The organism is Leptolinea tardivitalis, assembly GCF_001050275.1.
Lineage (GTDB): Bacteria > Chloroflexota > Anaerolineae > Anaerolineales > Anaerolineaceae > Leptolinea > Leptolinea tardivitalis.
Genome location: NZ_BBYA01000008.1, coordinates 500,279 through 518,313 on the forward strand (window position 1 = coordinate 500,279; position 18,035 = coordinate 518,313).

General features: G+C 44.8%; 14 protein-coding genes. 2 read left to right on the forward strand and 12 right to left on the reverse strand.

The window, feature by feature from the left end:
- The first annotated feature begins 109 nt into the window (after positions 1–109).
- Entirely contained in the window at positions 110–814 is a 705-nt protein-coding gene (locus tag LTAR_RS06330) for a pentapeptide repeat-containing protein (protein WP_062531908.1), read from the forward strand.
- Between the two features lie 26 nt (positions 815–840).
- Here the strand turns inward: LTAR_RS06330 and LTAR_RS06335 are convergent, their stop codons facing one another.
- The 12 genes from LTAR_RS06335 to LTAR_RS06390 all read right to left on the reverse strand — a co-directional run bounded on the left by LTAR_RS06335 (position 841) and on the right by LTAR_RS06390 (position 15,796).
- A complete protein-coding gene (locus LTAR_RS06335) occupies positions 841–1,356 on the reverse strand; it encodes a hypothetical protein (RefSeq protein ID WP_062421335.1) in 516 nt (171 codons plus the stop codon).
- On the reverse strand, positions 1,353–2,582 hold the full coding sequence (locus LTAR_RS06340; protein WP_062421336.1) for an HlyD family secretion protein: 1,230 nt from the start codon (positions 2,580–2,582) through the stop codon (positions 1,353–1,355). The genes LTAR_RS06335 and LTAR_RS06340 overlap by 4 nt, the downstream gene beginning before the upstream one ends.
- A complete protein-coding gene (locus tag LTAR_RS06345; RefSeq protein WP_062421337.1) occupies positions 2,579–3,754 on the reverse strand; it encodes an HlyD family secretion protein in 1,176 nt (391 codons plus the stop codon). The genes LTAR_RS06340 and LTAR_RS06345 overlap by 4 nt, the downstream gene beginning before the upstream one ends.
- Before the next feature lie 82 nt (positions 3,755–3,836).
- Positions 3,837–6,245: an ABC transporter permease gene (locus LTAR_RS06350; protein WP_062421338.1), complete on the reverse strand. Its 2,409-nt coding sequence runs from the start codon at positions 6,243–6,245 to the stop codon at positions 3,837–3,839.
- On the reverse strand, positions 6,242–7,435 hold the full coding sequence (locus tag LTAR_RS16845; RefSeq protein ID WP_081419848.1) for an ABC transporter ATP-binding protein: 1,194 nt from the start codon (positions 7,433–7,435) through the stop codon (positions 6,242–6,244). Before LTAR_RS16845 ends, LTAR_RS06350 begins: the two co-directional genes overlap by 4 nt.
- Before the next feature lie 25 nt (positions 7,436–7,460).
- A complete protein-coding gene (locus LTAR_RS06360) occupies positions 7,461–8,303 on the reverse strand; it encodes an ABC transporter ATP-binding protein (RefSeq protein WP_081419849.1) in 843 nt (280 codons plus the stop codon).
- A gap of 421 nt (positions 8,304–8,724) precedes the next feature.
- Positions 8,725–9,405: a hypothetical protein gene (locus LTAR_RS06365; RefSeq protein ID WP_062421339.1), complete on the reverse strand. Its 681-nt coding sequence runs from the start codon at positions 9,403–9,405 to the stop codon at positions 8,725–8,727.
- A gap of 27 nt (positions 9,406–9,432) precedes the next feature.
- Positions 9,433–10,674, reverse strand: coding sequence for an ABC transporter permease (locus tag LTAR_RS06370; protein WP_081419850.1), 1,242 nt, complete (start codon positions 10,672–10,674; stop codon positions 9,433–9,435).
- Positions 10,675–10,679: 5 nt separating this feature from the next.
- Entirely contained in the window at positions 10,680–11,438 is a 759-nt protein-coding gene (locus LTAR_RS06375) for an ABC transporter ATP-binding protein (RefSeq protein WP_062421341.1), read from the reverse strand.
- The gene (locus tag LTAR_RS06380) at positions 11,438–12,859 is read right to left on the reverse strand and encodes an efflux RND transporter periplasmic adaptor subunit (protein ID WP_062421342.1); all 1,422 of its coding nucleotides are present in this window, start codon (positions 12,857–12,859) and stop codon (positions 11,438–11,440) included. The genes LTAR_RS06375 and LTAR_RS06380 overlap by 1 nt, the downstream gene beginning before the upstream one ends.
- 52 nt (positions 12,860–12,911) lie before the next feature.
- Positions 12,912–14,336: an efflux RND transporter periplasmic adaptor subunit gene (locus LTAR_RS06385; RefSeq protein WP_158423398.1), complete on the reverse strand. Its 1,425-nt coding sequence runs from the start codon at positions 14,334–14,336 to the stop codon at positions 12,912–12,914.
- A gap of 41 nt (positions 14,337–14,377) precedes the next feature.
- Positions 14,378–15,796, reverse strand: a complete 1,419-nt coding sequence (locus LTAR_RS06390; RefSeq protein WP_062421344.1) for an efflux RND transporter periplasmic adaptor subunit — start codon at positions 15,794–15,796, stop codon at positions 14,378–14,380.
- Positions 15,797–16,100: 304 nt separating this feature from the next.
- Here LTAR_RS06390 and LTAR_RS06395 point away from each other — a divergent pair, with 304 nt between their 5' ends.
- Positions 16,101–18,005 (forward strand): formate--tetrahydrofolate ligase, encoded by a 1,905-nt coding sequence (locus LTAR_RS06395; protein ID WP_062421345.1) that lies wholly within the window; start codon positions 16,101–16,103, stop codon positions 18,003–18,005.
- Positions 18,006–18,035: the final 30 nt, after the last annotated feature.

The window sequence follows — 18,035 nt, forward strand, 5'->3', positions numbered from 1 at the left end:
AACACCACTTGCTATACAATTTTTATATTGTAAAAAATTGCTGACTCCCCGGCAAATTACTGATCCATAATCCATCGATAAAAAAGCAAGGATTCATAAACATAGACAAATGGCGACCAATGTTATGAACCAACCCGGACCTCTTCAAATGAAGGGGATCAGCCTTGCAGGGACAAATTTAAAAGGACGTGACCTGACCAAATCGGTCCTGGTAGATTGTGATTTAAGCAGTGCCATTTTGCATGGTGCAATTCTGGTAAAAGCCGATCTGACCAATGCCAATTTAAATGATGCAATTTTGCAAGATGCCGACCTGACTGAAGTCTGCCTGAAGAATGCCCGTCTAATCGGAGCTTATCTGTGGAGGGCGAATCTTCAAAAGAGTAATTTGGAGAATGCCAATTTTGAACGTGCCTTTCTAGAATACACCATTCTAAAAGAAGCAAATATCAAGGGTGGAATCCTCAGGGAAGCGAAATTGAAAGGTTCCAATCTGGCAGGTGCCATCCTTCAGGGGGCCAATTTGGATGGAACCGACCTGGTGAAAAGCAATATGCAGTCCGTCACCTTGCGGGATGCCAGCCTCAAAAAAGCCGATCTTCGCGAAGTGGACCTGAAAGGAGCACGGTTGATGGATGCTGATTTTTATCAGGCAAATCTGGCAGGTGCCATACTCAAGAATACCCACCTTGAAAGGGCAAATCTGGCTGGCGCCAACTTACGTGGGGCTGACCTTTCAGGGGCTGACCTGGAAGATGCCATTATGCCTGATGGCAATCCATACGACCCCAAACATCCCCGGCGGGGATGGTAATCGACTGGTGCATTTTACGCCTGCCTTCAGGGAAGCGGACTGTATACATATCCTTTGAAGACGACCTGTCCGGTTGAACGTTCTACAACCTTGAACAGGATATTTTCATCTACTGCCGGAATTCGGCCAACACAATACAATCGTTCCGGGTGGTTATATTCTACAAGTGGACGGCAGGTGAATTTTTTGGGGGGATCATCCACCAGTGCATCGTATTCACCTTTGATTTCATCCGGCAATTGGATTGTTATTCCAAAATCCCAGCCCGGCCGTGGGCCGAAGGAATACAAGCGCGCTTTTGAGAAATCGTCTACAGGTGGAAGAAGAGTTGGAGTGGGCGTAATTGTAGGAGTATTGGTAGGTAGTTCAGTTTTTGTCGGTAGTGGTGTTGGAGTACGTGTAGGTTTTGGTGGACGGATGGTTGGTCTTAATGTGGCTGTTTCAGTCGGTTTGGAAAATGAGAGATTCGAACATCCGGCCGTTGTGAATAGACTGGATGAGAGTAAAACAAAGAGAATGAAGATTTTGAATTTCTGGATCATGGTAGCGGGGTCTCCGATTTGGTTCGAGTAACTGGGAAAGTCACTCGGGCTGTCATGTTCCATAATAACCGTTCATCTGTTCCCTGTAAATCGATAGTAACTGTGTATGTGTTATCTCCTCGCACTGACACTCCATAACCTTTCACCCGATTGACTGTTCCTTTCATCTCAAGACCAGGAATGGCGTCAAACGTTATGGTAACAGGCATGCCAGCTTCAATGCCCACGATGTCAACTTCTTTCAAATCAGTGGTTTCAACCTGCCAGGCAGAAATATCTCCAATCATTACCTGCCCGGCTGAAGCCAATTCTCCGATTGCAAGGTTATTCACAATGATCTGGCCGTCAAAAGGAGCGGTCAATTCAAGGTCAGCCAAAGATGAACGGGCGGCATCCACCTGTGCTGTGGCATTCTTGACGTTGGCTTCGGCTATAGCAAGATCTTTGGGATCCGGGCCAGTTTTCCGGCGCTCATAGGTTCGTTGGGCATCTTCCAGGGCGGCTTGAGCTTTGGATACTCGGGCATCTGCTTCGGCAATGTCCTGGCTCGTTGGTGGCCCTTCTGCATATTCCAGGTTACGTTTCACCTGATCCCGGGCCAGGCGGGCCTGTGATAGATACATCAATGCTTTGGCTCGGTCGGCATCATCTTCAGGCCTGTCTTGGACGTAACTGAAAGCAGTTTCAGCATCATCAACAGCCTGCTCGGCCATGGTTAATTGAGCCTGGATACTTTCCAACATGTACTGATTTACCCGTTTGTAATTCAGGTCTTCACGATGGTCCTTAGCGTCCTTGAGTTCCTGTGATGCTACGGCTACAGCCATTTCTGCATCAGCTTCGGCCAGTTTGGCTTTCTCTTTCAAATCGTCCAGCGCTTTTTTTGCCGAAGCTTCCTGCAATTCAGCAGCTGCAATGGCAGCCTGGGCATGTTCACTGCCTTCCAGATGGGCAATGGGATCTCCTTTTTTTACGAAAGAACCTTCCGGTGCCTGGATGGATTCAATTTTGCCTGTAGCAGCAAAACTTAACGTTGAACTTCGGATAGGGATGACTTTTGCTTCAGCCGCTGCACCTGCACCAGTTTTTACAGGCACTGCCGGGGTTGGCGTGGTTTTCGTAAAAGTATTGCATCCTGCAAGCAACACAAAGCCAGAGATCAAGACGATGATCCCGATTGACAGATATTTCTTTTGAAGATGGGTTCGTGAAAATGCTGTCTTCATTTTTCAAATGCCACAAACGCTTTCATATTCCATAGCAAACGTGGATCAGATTCATCAAGATCAATGGTGACTGTGTATGTGGTATCACCCTTGCTGGCGACACCCATTTGCTTGATGCGGTTAACCACCCCTGAAATTTTCAATGAGGGGATGGCGTCAAAAGTGACTACGGCCTTATCACCCGGATGGATATTGACTATATCCAATTCCACCAGATCTGTTGTTTCAACCTGCCAGGCAGAAACATCTCCCAGCATTACTGTGTTCGCTGGACTGACAGCTTCTCCAATTTTTAGATCATTTGAGATCACTGTGCCTGAGAATGGGGCAATAAGTTCAAGATCGTTCAGGCTGGATTGGGCGGATTTTAATTGAGCATCTGCATTGGTTACGGCTGCTTCCAGAATGGATAATTGTGACGCGTCAGGGCCGTCTTTGACTTTGTCATACGTCGATTGTGCGTCATTAAGAGCTGCCTCAGCCAGTGCCAACCGCGCATCCGCCTTTGCTATTTTCTCGGGATCAGGCATCTCCAGTGCTTTATTCAAGTTATACAGGGCTTTGTCTTTAGCCAGCCTGGCATTTGAGAGTTTGGCCAGGTATTCAGCCCTTTCAATATCTTTTTCTCCGCGATCTTTGTATGGTTCATAATCATCTTCTGCCTCTTTGAAATCAGAGAGCGCCATGTAATATGTGGCACGCAATCCATCCAGTGCGGCACCGGACACTTGCTGATAATCGAGGCTTTTTCGAGCATCACGGGCATTTTTTAATTCTATTTGCGCTTTTGCCAGAACAAGTTCCGCCTCTGCTTTTGATACATTCGTCTTGTCTCGAAAGTCGTCCAGATTTTTCTGGGCAGTAAGCTTAAGAACTTCTGCCTGCGTGATGGCGGCTTTTGCCCGATCAATCCCCTTTAAGCGTGCGATGACATCGCCTTCTTTAACAGACTGACCTTCCGTAACGAGGACTTCATCAACTATACCGGGAACGGAAAAGCTCAATGCTGCATTATGTACGGGAATTACTCTGGCTTCTGTCAGAGTACGAGGGGCAACAACTGTTGCAGATGAAACAGTCTGGGTTGGTTCCGGGGATTTTCCGATGACTGCACAACTGGATAACAAGACCATTGCTGGAATTATTACTAAACCATTGATAATACGATTCATTTCTTTCTTCTTACAATTCCTGAATGAGTTCTCTTTCAGGGAAGAGCAAATTAATTCTAGCCGAAATATCCGTGATTTGAGGTTATTCATACGCTAACACTTCTCGGATCGTTAGATGTGCAGCATTGCGGGCAGGAATAACGCTGGCAGATACCGACAGGATAATTACAAGCACAAGCCAGACAATGAAACCCGTGGGGGTAATGGAGAGGACTGACGGTGCATCAAACAATGCCCGGCTGAGGATATCAGAAAGGGCGTTACTGATTGGAAATGATAGAAGGCTGCCGAGAATCCAACTGATAATCCCGATCAGCAGACCTTCAACAATCACCAGGGACATAACGGTTCGATCCGATGCCCCGATTGCCCGCATGATCCCGATTTCGCGGGTTCGGTCCATGACATTCATACTCATGGTACCCATTAATCCAATTGCGCCGACAAGGGCTGTAAGGAAGGCCATAAATACAAGAAAGGTTGTGAGGATATTAAGCCCTTCCGTACTCGAATTTAATGCGAACAGACCTGCATTTACACTGGCCACTTTATAACCTCTGGTGCGCATATATTTCTCAATGGTACTGCCAAATTGACGTTGTTGTTCGATATTTAAATTTGGCGTTTTTGAACTGATTTGGAATGATATGGCTTTATCTGGGCTGCCGATGAAATGAGAAAGGTATTCATAATTGCTGTATGCCCTGAAACCGGTACTTTTTCCCGCCAGTTGGAAGAACCCGACGACAGTCCATTTACTCTTGACGCCGTTCACCCGAAGATCAAGCGTATCCCCGACCTTAAGATCGGGTTTGGCTGAAAGAAAACGTTCACTCAAAACAATGGCATTTTCGTCGCCTGGAATTATCCAACGACCTTTAATTAAAATAGGTGTGATCAACCGGCTTTGGGGATCGACACCCAGCATTTCCACCGGTTCACCCGGTTTGTCATTGGCCTCCATTACTTCACATTGTGCGTAAGTCCAACCTTCAATGATGTCGATCCCAGGTAATGTCTTCAAATCTTTCTGTACCTGGTCGATTCGATAGAACTGATCCATAGTCATGCTGACATCAGCTATGAAGTATTTGCTAACTCGCTTTATATAAAGGGTCAGTGCCCCCTGAACATTAAATGTGGCGATAAAAATGGCGCCACCCAGAGTAAGAGTGAACAAAGTCAGAGCCAGACGACCTTTATGCCGGAATGTGTTTCGCAGGGATATCAACATAGGATGAGATATGCCGCGGATGCGATTTATCCATCGATCAAAAGCATCGTCTTTATGATCTGAAGCGATATTACTTCCACCGCTTATAGCCTGAACGGTTTTTATCTTTGCACCGCTGTAAATTGGGAAAAAGGCGGCTACCTGCGGAACAATCAGGGCGATACCAGCCTGTAAGAATACTGTTCGGGCAATCAACCGGTACCCCTGGACATCAAAATTCAAGGTCCCGGAAAGGAAATTTACCAGTGCATACGCAGACCAATTGGCTGTTGGAATGGCCAGAGCGAGAGCGATGGCTCCATATAACGCGATTAACACCATGTAAATGGTGATGATAGACATACGCCGAGCGCCGATTGTTTTCATCACTCCAATTTGTCTGATTTGTTGGTTCATTAATGCCGATAAGGTATTTGTAATCAGGAATCCACTCAGGAATACAACCAACATACCCAGAATAAACAACACTCCGGACAGCGCATCGATATAAATAGAATTGGGGTGACTTTTCGTCGTACGAATTACAGTAGATGTAACCACACCACCATAATCCTCAATCTCTTTATTTACATCTTTTGATAGATCTTTTAAGTGCTCTTCATCGTTTTTTCCGGTTTTTGACGTGATCAGCATTTCATTATAAATAGCCGGCTGTTCCAACCAGTCGAGGGTATGTACAGTGATGTATCCATTTACTGGAGCAATGAAATAGCCGCCGCCTCCTCCGGTAGCGCCTATTGTTTGATCATGCACAATCCCTGTGAGTTTGACTTCGCGGGTTTTTCCAGATGGAAGCTGTATTTCAATCATCTCCCCGAGGTTTGCGGCTACGTCATTGCGCTTACTGATATCAATGGAAATTTCCCTATAGTCAGGCGGCCAGCTGCCCTGTAACAGCTTTACTTTATTTATAACAGTCTCATCAATTTCAGGAATAGCCTGTATTGCCAGCCTGTCCCACTCACCGTTTTTATTTTTATAACGCAGGGTCATGGACCGCCGGCCTTCAACTTCAGCCACATCTGGTAAATCCCGAATTTTGTCGATAAGTGAATCTGTAAATCCGGGAATAAAAATATGCAGATTTGCCGGATTGACAGCTGTATAACCGATCTCCATATCCTTATTAATTATCTCGTTGATACTGGAGATGATTCCCACGGCATATAATCCGACGGCGATGGAAGCAATCACCAGCAAGGAACGGGTCTTATTTCCCCACAAATCTGCAAAAACCTTTTGCCAGCGAGGCCTCATTTTTTGAGTTTTACCTCCCGAGAGCCTGATAGTTCGAAATCAAATCCGGCTTCCAATTTTTGTATATAATCCTGAAAACTTCGTGATGATGTGATGATGTTCTGTAAATTATCTGTAGAGATATATTTCATACGTGCAGATGATCGGTTGCTAATTCGGAAGTTTCTCCTGGCTTCCAGGTTTTTCTTAATAAAACCTCCTGGCAGCACAGAACCACTTTCATAACTGGCTTGTCTTTTTCCATCGTCGGATCGCATTTCAACCTGACCATCGACCACAAGTAGAAGGCCTGGTAATTCGTTGGATTCGAAAAATAAGTTTTCTCCAGGTTCCTTCCTGATTTCGAGTGCTTCATGTGATAAACGTAACATTGAACGGTGTGATATATGCGGCAAAATACGGGAAATATCTTCATCCACCAATTCACCATCACAAATCACTAGTGTTCGAGATGCCCTTTGTGCCACAGCTTCATCGTGGGTAACCACAAGAACAGTTTTTCCTTGTTTTACGAGTTTATCGATAAGCTGTAAAACCAGATCAGCTGTCTTTGAATCAAGGTTTCCCGTGGGTTCATCGGCAACAATGATCGGGGGGTCATTCGCCAATGCCCGGGCAATGGCTGCACATTGCTCCTGGCCTCCAGATACTGCCGCTGGGAGTTTGTCTTTGAAATCGTGAAGGCCAACCAGATCCAGCAATTCCTCTGCCCGAATATCACGTTCAGGCGGAGTGTACATATTACAAAAATCCATCGGTAAGATGGTGTTTTCTTTCAATGTCAACATGGGCAGTAATTGAAAAAACTGGAAAACAATTCCCAGGTTTCGTCCACGCCATTCTGAAAACTCACTCTCTGTCAGATCCTGTAGATAGGTTTCACCGATCAGGATTTTTCCCGAGGTTGGCCGATCGATGCCGGTGATCATATTCAACAGGGTAGATTTTCCGCTTCCAGATTTTCCAATTATGCTGACAAATTGACCGGGGAAAAAACGCGCCGAAACACCTTTCAAGGCTGTAAATTCACCGGCATTTGTCTTATATACTTTGTAAATATCCTGCATCTCTATCAGAGGCTGAAGGTCTGATTTCCCATTGGCATTTTCTTCCGGCTTCCGATCAATGATTTCGATGGGTTTCTTTATAGAGTGGGATCTTAAGCGTGTGGGAATTTGTATTGGACGCATTTATCGAAGTCCAGATGAAAAGGGATCAGGCGGTTGCGACGATGGATTTCATGGAGATATTTGTTGAATCTCCTGTTTTTAGTTCACCATCGACGATCTCCAGCACCCTGCTGGCACGTTGGGCGGCACTGGCGTCATGTGTAACCATAATAATGGTTTTGCCTTCTTTAACCATGTGCTCAAATATATCAAGTATTGTCTCTGCCGTGGTTGAATCCAGCCGACCAGTGGGTTCATCAGCCACAATTACCGGTGGATCATTGGCTAATGCACGGGCAATAGCCACACGCTGCTGCTGGCCGCCAGAGATGGCGTTGGGTAGTTTATTCATATGTTCTTCCAATTCGACCATACGCAGCAATTCACGGGCACGTTCGCGGCTTTTACCTGGTGTATAGAGATGACAGAAATCCATGGGAAGCATTACATTTTCAAGAAGGGTAAGCATGGGCATTAACTCAAATGACTGGTAGATGATTCCCAGATTCAAACCCCTCCAAAGGGCCTGCTCATCCTCAGACATATCATGAACTGAGATGCCATTCACATTCACTTTACCTGATGAGATCGAATCAACTCCGGTAATCATATTAAGCAGCGTAGTTTTACCCGCACCGGATTTCCCGACGATACAGAGAAACTCATTCGGGTCAATTGATACCGTAATCCCTTTTAATGCTTGAAAATCTCCTGCTGGGGTTTGGTAATTTTTTTTGACATCCTGAAGTGTGATAATAGATCCAACAACGGTAGAATCAATTTTATTTGATTCAACGGCATGGATTTCGTTGGAGGAGTTATCTGAAATGGTTGAAGGAAACCATTTCGGCTTTATTATTTCAAGATTTTTTAAAACAGCATACTTCATTATATTTTCTTGCCCGGTCATCAAGCCTTAACACTAACATGCAAAATCCCAGGAAGGGATTTTTATTTCGTAAATGGAAGGATATGAGTACTGTACATCACCTGTGACGATATTCCGTATCCCTTGCGTCATAATTCAAGGTCATATATAGATATAGTCGTTCCATTCATGAAAAGCCGAAGTCAATTTAACCATTCCTCGGATAAATTTCGATTAAGAGTTTTATAAGAATTAATCAAAAAGAAGCTGACACAGAAGAGAATCCTTATATTTGTATCTCCTACTTTAAAAAAAACGACGAAAATTGGGTGTAAGACCCAATTATTCGTCGACTTTTGCACGTTACTTCCCACTTTTGGCCGTCTCGTAAGTCAGTAAATGACTTTTGAGACGGCCTTTTTTTCTGGCGAATATCCAATTATTATTTCGATGAAGTCTTGCTCTCCAGGAGTTTGATGATAGGTTCCGCAAAGATCAGGTTATAACCGCCAGCACTTTTACGGGCTGTTGTCATCGCAGCTGCTGCGTTTGGTGTGGATTTGGTTGACGAGCTGCTTCCGCCTGCTGCCATCATCATTCCGGGCATTCCGCCAGGGCCGCCGGGCCCGCCCATCATGTCTCCGCCATTATTGGAACTACTAGACGAAGAGGATGAAGACGAAGTTAGACCATAGGAATCCATTAAATTTTTCAGATCTGAATAGGAGAGTTCCATTTTTTCAATAGCTGCCAGCTGGTCTGCTGTCATTGTATTTTTAATCTGAGTATTTAGAGCACGGATTTCGTCTACGGCTGTGTTATTGTTTGAGCTCAATGTTTTCAGAGCTTTAAATAAAGGAAGCAATTCTTTTGCTTTCGCTTCATCTACTGCCTGATCAGTTCCTTCCAGTTTCAATATCCCGATGCCCACTTTTGATTCGAGATTAAGTTGCGTGTTTTGACCATTACCGTCCGGCTGGCCTGCACCAGCATTGAATGAAGGATTCTGACTGTTGCTCTGAGTTCCGTTGGTGGAATTGCGTGACCAGGATTGTCTTGTGCTGCAGGCAGCCAGAACACCGATCAAAATCAGGATAATAGCGATAACGAATGACTTTTTCATAAGGATTGACCTTTCATTTTCTAGAAATTATTCGTGCCGGAGAGCCACGATTGGATCTAATTCAGCGGCATTTTTTGCCGGTACATATCCAAAGAAGATACCTACAAGGGCCGCGGATAAGAAGGAGAGAAATACCGAATAGGGGAGGACGACCGTGCGCATTCCACCAACTGCATTGAAAATATACGATCCTCCCACACCTACAATGACACCAAGGATTCCTCCGAAGAGACTTAGCATCAGAGCCTCTGATAGGAATTGAACACGAATATCCAATGGCGTAGCACCAATTGCCTGACGAAGACCAATTTCACGTGTACGTTCGGTAACGCTCACCAACATGATATTCATGATACCGATACCACCAACGATCAACGATACACCCGCCACGCCGGCTAACAGGGTACGGAAGGATTCGGTTGTGGATGACGCTGTGGCGATAATTTCATCCTGGGTTCTGATATTAAAATCCAGAGAATCTGTGCTGACTTTATGCCGGTTGGCCAAGAGAATGGTGATTTGATTGATCACATTCTGCATGTTGGTGCTGTCAGCTACCGATACATAAATCATTCTCACGCGGTCACCCACAATACGGGCAAACATGGATGGTGTGAATTTTTTAAACACCAGTTGAATAGGACAGTACATCTGTTCGTCAAAATCAGTACCAGAAACCAATCCCTTTGGCGAAAGCACTCCGATGACTGTGAGTTTGACATCATTCACCATAATTACCTGCCCAAGTGGATCACCATCAGGGAAAAGGCTTTCGGCAACGGAGCTGCCCAGCACAACCACTTTTGAAGCTTTGGTAACCTCTTCATCGGTAAAGAAACGACCAGAACCTACTTCAAGCTCACGGACAGTGGTGTAATCTGGCGTAGTACCCACAAGAGTCAGGTCTTCCAGAGTAATATCGTTCACTTTTGCTGTTAGGCTTGATTCTGATTGTTCCACAGCCACGCCGGCGATACCAGACACCTGATCACGAATGGCCGCAACATCTGAATATTTCAAGCCGCCTTTTTGATTGGTTGGTCCCTGACCTGGTCCACCACGGTTAAAGGATTCATTGATAAAAATCAGGTTGGAACCCAATCCGTTAATCTGTTCTGAAATTGTGGCCTCAGTTCCAGCGCTGATAGCAATCATCATGATTACAGCTGCCACACCAATAATCACGCCAAGCATTGTCAAAATGGAACGGAGCTTGTTTGAAAGAACACTCTGCCAGGCAGTATGGATAATTTCACGATAGTTCATCATTCACCTCAAATTTTCTGGGGCTGCATATCAATTGGTTGCAGAACCCGGCGGGCATAGTGATGTCCGTTTTTCTCATCGGAATGCAATCTACCATCACGAATATGAAGGATTCGTTCAGTATGAGCAGCAATTTCTGGTTCATGCGTAACCATCACAATGGTGCGTCCGCGATCATGTAATTCATGCAGCATGTCCATGATCTCTTCACTGGATTTGGTATCCAGGTTACCGGTAGGTTCATCAGCCAGAATAAGGATAGGATCGTTGATCAATACCCGGGCAATGGCAACACGTTGCTGCTGACCACCTGAAAGTTCACTCGGAAGGTGATCGGCTCGTGCGCCCAGCCCGACACTTGTTAAGACCTTCATAGCCATTTCTTTCCGTTCTTGCATTGTCGTGGGTTTATCTGGCCGATACATCAGAGGCAGCATAACGTTTTCAATGGCCGTCATTCTTGGAAGCAGGTTGAAGGATTGAAAGACAAATCCAAGTTCTCGACCGCGAATTCTTGCCAATTCTGTGCGGCTATGGTGACTTACATCTTCTCCATTCAGAATGTATTGGCCGCTGGTGGGCCGGTCTAGACAGGCAAGAATGTTCATCAACGTGCTTTTGCCGGAACCGCTTGGACCCATGATGGCGACAAATTCACCTTCTGTGATGGTGATGCTGATAGAGTTGACTGCTATAACTTCATTGTCTCCGTCACCGTAGGTTTTCATCAAATTGATTGTTTCTATTATTTTCTTTTTCGGTTCCATTACTTTGTCTCCGTAATACCGGTAGTCACAGTTTGACCTTTTTCAAGCCCGGTCAAAATCTCGACGTAAGACGTATCCTTAAGGCCGATAGTGACTGTGTTCAACTTCAATGAACGGTCTTTCTCTACAGTAAATACACCATACTGGCCATCTCCGATTTCTCGTAAGGCAGCTATTGGCACGAGCAGTGTGTTTTCCGATTTTCCTTTATAAAGCGTTACCGAAGCTGTCAATCCCTGAAACAAGTTGGGAACTTCTGTCAAGTTTTCTGTATTCAGGGAGATAATACCCTGTACTGTCGAGTAACCGCTGGTTGAAACCAGAGTTGGATTAACCTGGGTTACTGTTCCTTTGAAGGTGATACCTTCAATAGCATCGAAAGTGACTTCGGCTTCTTCATCGACAGCTACATTTTGCAGATCAGTTTCGTCTACTACAAATTCGACCTGTGGATGAACATCATCCGCAACCGTCATGAAAACGGTATCTGAATCAACCCGGTCGCCTTCAACACCAGCTATGGTCAGAATGGTTCCATCAAATGGTGCAACGAGGGTGGCATTATCAAGATTGGTCTGAGCTACATCATACGCCGCCTGGGCTACTGCTACTTTATTTTCTGCTGTAGCCAGATCAACAGGGTCAATGCCATCATTCTTTAGAAGGGTTTCAAGCTTGGTTTCGTCGATTTGCAACTGGGCTTTGGCCAGATTCAAATTTGCCTGAGATTTATCTACCTCATAAGATTTATATTCCGCACAGTACTGGTATGTAGCGTAAGCCTGCAATGCAGCATCTTTGGCTGGAACAATAACGGTAAGATAATAGTTGCCGTCAACAGAACCATCATTCAATTCGTTATATTTGTTCTGAAGCCGAATGTAATTATCATAATAAGCGGACGTGGTTTTTTGATCACACCGGATTTGACCTTGTTTAATTAATCCAGCTTCAGCATCTGCCAGATTCTTTTTATCCGTGGAAATAGCCAATTGGGCATTGCCAATGGCGGCACTGGCGTTATCTTTGAGATCCTGGAGTTCCTTTTGCGCTGTTACCAGTGCAAGTTTTGTGGAGGTTACTTCGGAAGATAGTGTAGAAAGGTTTTCAAGTTTGGCCAGAACATCACCTTTTTTTACCTTTTCACCAACTTTCACGTTGATCTTTTCAACCGTACCATCGATAGAGAACGAGAGTTTTGCCTGCCGGTTGGCCACCAGTGTTCCTGTTCCCGTAGCCGTGACCGATATTTCTCCTTCTCTGACAGTAGATGTTCCGTACCTTTGACCAAAAACAGCGGTTGTAGGCATTTGTGGACGTCTGGTCATTAAGTAATATGTTGCTCCACCTGCGATGGCCAAAATGACAACACCGATGATGATCAATACTTTACGAGACGGTAATTTTATCTTTTTGAACATTGGATATTAGCTCCTCTCCATTGCTGGAGTATTTTTCTTGATTAAGTCAAACCTATTTGATCGTGCTAATTACCACTTTGTCACCGACTTTCAAATCGCCGGTAACTTCGGCTTCTGAAGATGATTTTTCTCCAACACTCACAGTGTGGGCGGTATATGTTCCATCCGAATTCATTACATAAACCTGTGCCTGATTATTGTCTTCGTTTTTTAAGGCCTGCAGGGGTACTTTCAAGACATTACTTGCAATCGTGCAATTTAATTCAACAGTGGCATTCATTCCCACTGGCATGTTGGTTATGCCGGATGAAGAATCATTCTTTACACTGATATATGTTGCAATAGAAGTAACGCTGTTTGAGTCTGTCAATGACGGATTGATTTGAGTGATTACACCGTCGAATGTCCTGTCAGTAATGGCAGTAAAGGTTATTTTTGCCGGGCACCCCGTCTTCACGCTGGCAAGGTCTGATTCGTCAAAATTGGCTAACAGAACCGGCTGACTCAAATCGGCTATTTCTATGAAAGGCGATTTATAGGTATCCTTATTGAGAATTTCTCCTACAGCAGAGGCCACGGTAATAACGGTTCCATCAATCGGTGAAATCAATGTAGCGCCATTCAGTGTGTTTTGAGCCTGCTCCAACTGCAATTCGGCATTCTTCTTTTTCGCCTGAGCAATGGCTAGCTCATCAGGGTCAATCCCATCATTGGCTTTCAACTTCTCGTAATACTCTTTTGCTTTGTCATAATCTGACTGGGCTTTTTCTACCGCTGCTTTAGATTGTTCAATCTCAAGATCAGAATAACCTTCACAATATTTCCAGTTGGCAAAATTTTGATCCATGGATTTTTTGAAAGGAGCCATTCTTTCCTGAATATACATATCGCCGTAACCCGTATTATGTTTTATCAGGGCGTTGTACCAGTAAAGATAGTCATGCCGGGCGTACATATAGTCATAGTAGTACTGCTCAGTCGTGTCTTTTCCACAACGGGATGAATATTTATTGACTTCGCTTTTTTGGGCAGTTTCCAAAGCTTTAGCCGCATCTGATTGGGCAATCAGAGCATTTGACAGGTTAACTTCTTTATTTGTTTCCAGATTGTCCAGTTCCTGCTGAGCTTTGGCCAGGTCAAGTTTGGCATTTTCGACGGCTTCCTGGAGCGTTGATATTTGATCAAGTTTTGCCAGGATATCTCCTTCTGATACTGATTTTCCGGGATTTACATTGAGTTCTGCTACTTTGCCTGTGGTGGAAAAAGCTAGATCAATTGCATTGGGCGCAACGATTTTGCCTGTGCCCGAAATGTCGGTGGTTAAGTCTCCCTGAGTGACTTCGGCTGTCTTGATAGTCTGTGTTGTTTTTGCCTGGCTTTTTCCAGATGATTGGAATTGGATAAAAGCCAGACTGCCTATCGCAAGGAGAACGATGATCAACCCACCGATAATCAGGCGTTTGTTTTTTAATTTCATAAACGCATCCATGATACGATCCTTAATGGTTCGGGTAGACATCATTTTGTACCAGATGAGATACCTGTGCTGATGACGTCGTTTTCCTGCAATCCCGATTTGATTTCGGCGGTTGAGCTATCCATTATTCCTACTTCAACGATTTTGAATATCAGGTTGCCATCATTTCCACGTACAAATACTCCATACTGGTTGTCTCCTATGGCTCGCAGCGCATTGGCCGGAACAAGCAGGGCATCTTTTACTTCGGCAGAAGTAATAGTGACACTTGCATTCACGCCGAGCGGCATCTTTTCCAGGTTGCTGCCAGAGATGTTATCCAGACTAATGACTGCTGTAGCTACCCGGTATTGGCCGGAGCTGGATAGTTGCGGGTTGACCTGAATAACTTCACCAGAATAGGTTTCGTTGGGGAGAGAATCAAAGATGACTTTTGCTTTAGCTCCCACATGTAATTTATCCACATCCGTCTCGTCAATACTGACATTTACATCAGAGGTGGTCAAATCAGAAATTGTGATATACGTAGATGTGTCTACATACGCACCAACATTGGCCTTCAGATAAGTCACCGTACCATCAATAGTAGCGGTCAGCGTGGAACCAGCCAAATTCTCTTTTGAAAGGTCAAGTTTGATTTGGGCTTCATCGAGTTTTGCTTCTGCCAGTTTCAATTCATCTGGATCAATACCCGATGCTGCCTTCAAGGTTTCATATTTTGCTTTAGCCTGTTTTAGCGTAACATCCGCCACATTCAGAGATGCCTGAAAGTCTGTCTTTTCCTGGTCAGTATATTTGATACAGTATTCATAATTCGCCAGAGCGGTGTCATACACGTTCTTGGCCTCATTCCAGGCATCTGAACCCTGATACCGTAAACCGATTTCGTTCAGACGATCTTGAGCTCTTTGCAGTTTAGCCAGATTCTGGGTGTTTACAGTATCACTGCAACGGGCATAATCTTTTCGTTGCAACTTTTTTTCTGCCTCATCATATGCCTGTTGGGCAGTAAGGACAGCCTGATAAGCTTCCGCCAGATTGACATCTTTGGAGCTCTGAAGATCATTGAGGTTTTTTTGAGCTTGTAGAACATTCAATTCATTGGCCGCCACCTGTGCCTCCAACGTTTTAGCGTTGTTCATACTGGCCAATTTCATACCCTTTGTAACCTTATCGCCAGCTTTTACATTCAACTCTTGAACAATGCCTTCGGTAGAAAAACTCAGGTCAACCGATTTCCCGGCGACCAGCGAACCAGTACCTGTAGCTGTTATTGTCAGGTCACCTTTTCGAACAAGGGATGTTTGATAGGAGGGTGATGCTTCAACGGCAGTCTTCTTACCAAACGATATCATTCCGCTATTCAAAAGCCAAAAACCTGTGCCACCGATAATAATCAAAGCTACAATGGTGGGTATCCATATCTTTTTCTTTGAAGCAAAATTTTTTAGAAAACTCATCTAGTTACCTCCCTGAAATTTTTCAGGAATAATTCAGAATCAGTTGCTGGTGTCCAACTGTTTTCATGCTGATATTAGCCCTGCTGTATTCAGATTTTATTTAGATGAGATAAAAAACCATAACCCTTTACGAATAAATTCTTAATACTGATTCTGAAGGTTAACTCAGTGGGTTTTGAATGATCTGATCAAAGAATTTTGGATCAATATTTGTCAGAAAAAAGGTTGCAGGAATTTCATTAATCCATTCAAAAAGGTACAATTACCGATATCGAAATATCCACTGAGCACTAAGGAGAGCTGAATGACCAAAGAATTTCGCCCCATCCCATTGAAACGGAAAAATCCGGTTCCTTCTGATATTGAAATAGCCCAGGACTCAGACCTGAAGCCGATTTCTCTGGTAGCAGAAGAACTCGGTCTGTTACCTGATGAAATTGAATTCTATGGTCCAGTGAAAGCAAAAGTAAAACTGGATGTGCTCGACCGATTGAAAGACAGACCAGATGGTATCTATGTGGATGTTACTGCCATAACCCCGACTCCCCTTGGTGAAGGAAAAACCACAACAACGGTAGGGTTGAGTCAGGCTTTGGGTGCTCACCTTGGTAAGAAAGTGATGACTTGCATCCGGCAGCCAAGTCAGGGACCCACATTTGGCATAAAGGGCGGCGCTGCTGGTGGTGGATACAGTCAGGTCATTCCTATGGAAGATTTCAACCTGCACCTTACCGGTGATATTCATGCCATCACAGCTGCCAACAACCTGATGGCGGCGGCTATTGATGTTCGCATGTTGCATGAATCTGAAGCAACCGATGAACAATTATTCAACCGCCTGTGTCCGGCAGATAAATCAGGAAAGCGGAGATTCGGGCGTGGAATGCAAAACCGGTTGAAAAAACTGGGGATCACCAAAACAGACCCGGATGAGTTATCTATTGAAGAACGTAAACGTCTTTGCCGGTTGGATATTGATCCAGAATCGATCACCTGGCGTAGAGTTGTTGATACCAATGACCGCTTTTTAAGAGGTATCACGGTGGGTACCGGTGATGAAGAAAAGGGACATGAACGCAACACTGGATTTGATATCACAGTGGCCAGCGAAATTATGGCAATATTGGCTTTGACAACAGACCTTCGGGATATGCGCCGACGATTGGGTGAAATTGTTGTCGGGACCAGTAAGAGCGGAGAGGCAATTAATGCAGATGATCTGGGTGTTGCCGGTGCCCTTACTGTATTAATGAAAGATGCCATCAAACCCAATCTGATGCAAACCCTTGAAGGCACGCCAGTATTCGTCCATGCAGGTCCGTTTGCCAATATTGCCCACGGTAACAGCTCGATTGTTGCTGATCGCATCGCCTTGAAATTGGCCGATTATGTGATTACAGAGTCGGGCTTCGGTGCAGATATGGGTATGGAAAAATTCTTTGATATTAAATGCCGTGCATCTGGATTGGTGCCTAATGTGGTGGTTCTAGTGGCAACCATTCGCGCCTTAAAAATGCATGGCGGTGGGCCCAAGGTTGTAGCCGGGAAACCACTGGATCCAGCCTATACGGATGAAAACCTTGAGCTGCTAAAAGCCGGTTTACCTAATATGGTTCACCATATCAAGACTGCCCGTAAATTTGGTGTTCCCGTAGTGGTAGCGGTCAATTCCTTTGCTACCGATACAGATGCTGAACTGGCTTTGGTTCGGAAAGCTGCCATTGAAGAAGGCGGTGCAGAAGATGCAGTAGTTTGCCGACATTGGGCATTGGGCGGTGAAGGTGCTATTGATCTGGCCAGGGCAGTGATCGAAGCCGGCAAGAAACCTCGTAATTTTCACTTCTTATATCCGTTGGAAAAATCCATTAAAGAGAAAATTGAAACCATTGCCAGGGAAGTTTATGGTGCAGATGGTGTAGATTATTCACCTGAGGCTGAAGAGCGGATTGCCAGTTATACCCGCCTGGGATTTGACAAACTGCCTATTTGCATGGCTAAAACCCACTTGAGCCTGAGCCATGATCCGACGTTAAAAGGTGTGCCTACTGGTTTTCGCATCCCGGTGCGGGATATACGCGCATCTGTTGGTGCCGGTTTCCTGTATCCACTCCTGGGTAAAATGTCTACCATGCCCGGATTGCCCACCAGACCGGCTTTCTATGATATTGATATTGATTTTGAAACGGGGCGGGTTGTTGGCATGTTTTAGATTTGCAGGTAGTTAAAAATTACCGGTGAA

Coding starts and splice junctions, on each gene's coding strand:
- LTAR_RS06365 (WP_062421339.1), bottom strand. CDS start 9,405: ATGAAAAAGTCATTCGTTATCGCTATTATCCTGATTTTGATCGGTGTT.
- LTAR_RS06370 (WP_081419850.1), bottom strand. CDS start 10,674: ATGATGAACTATCGTGAAATTATCCATACTGCCTGGCAGAGTGTTCTT.
- LTAR_RS06345 (WP_062421337.1), bottom strand. CDS start 3,754: ATGAATCGTATTATCAATGGTTTAGTAATAATTCCAGCAATGGTCTTG.
- LTAR_RS06390 (WP_062421344.1), bottom strand. CDS start 15,796: ATGAGTTTTCTAAAAAATTTTGCTTCAAAGAAAAAGATATGGATACCC.
- LTAR_RS06350 (WP_062421338.1), bottom strand. CDS start 6,245: ATGAGGCCTCGCTGGCAAAAGGTTTTTGCAGATTTGTGGGGAAATAAG.
- LTAR_RS06335 (WP_062421335.1), bottom strand. CDS start 1,356: ATGATCCAGAAATTCAAAATCTTCATTCTCTTTGTTTTACTCTCATCC.
- LTAR_RS06330 (WP_062531908.1), top strand. CDS start 110: ATGGCGACCAATGTTATGAACCAACCCGGACCTCTTCAAATGAAGGGG.
- LTAR_RS06340 (WP_062421336.1), bottom strand. CDS start 2,582: ATGAAGACAGCATTTTCACGAACCCATCTTCAAAAGAAATATCTGTCA.
- LTAR_RS06380 (WP_062421342.1), bottom strand. CDS start 12,859: ATGTTCAAAAAGATAAAATTACCGTCTCGTAAAGTATTGATCATCATC.
- LTAR_RS16845 (WP_081419848.1), bottom strand. CDS start 7,435: ATGCGTCCAATACAAATTCCCACACGCTTAAGATCCCACTCTATAAAG.
- LTAR_RS06360 (WP_081419849.1), bottom strand. CDS start 8,303: ATGAAGTATGCTGTTTTAAAAAATCTTGAAATAATAAAGCCGAAATGG.
- LTAR_RS06385 (WP_158423398.1), bottom strand. CDS start 14,336: ATGAAATTAAAAAACAAACGCCTGATTATCGGTGGGTTGATCATCGTT.
- LTAR_RS06395 (WP_062421345.1), top strand. CDS start 16,101: ATGACCAAAGAATTTCGCCCCATCCCATTGAAACGGAAAAATCCGGTT.
- LTAR_RS06375 (WP_062421341.1), bottom strand. CDS start 11,438: ATGGAACCGAAAAAGAAAATAATAGAAACAATCAATTTGATGAAAACC.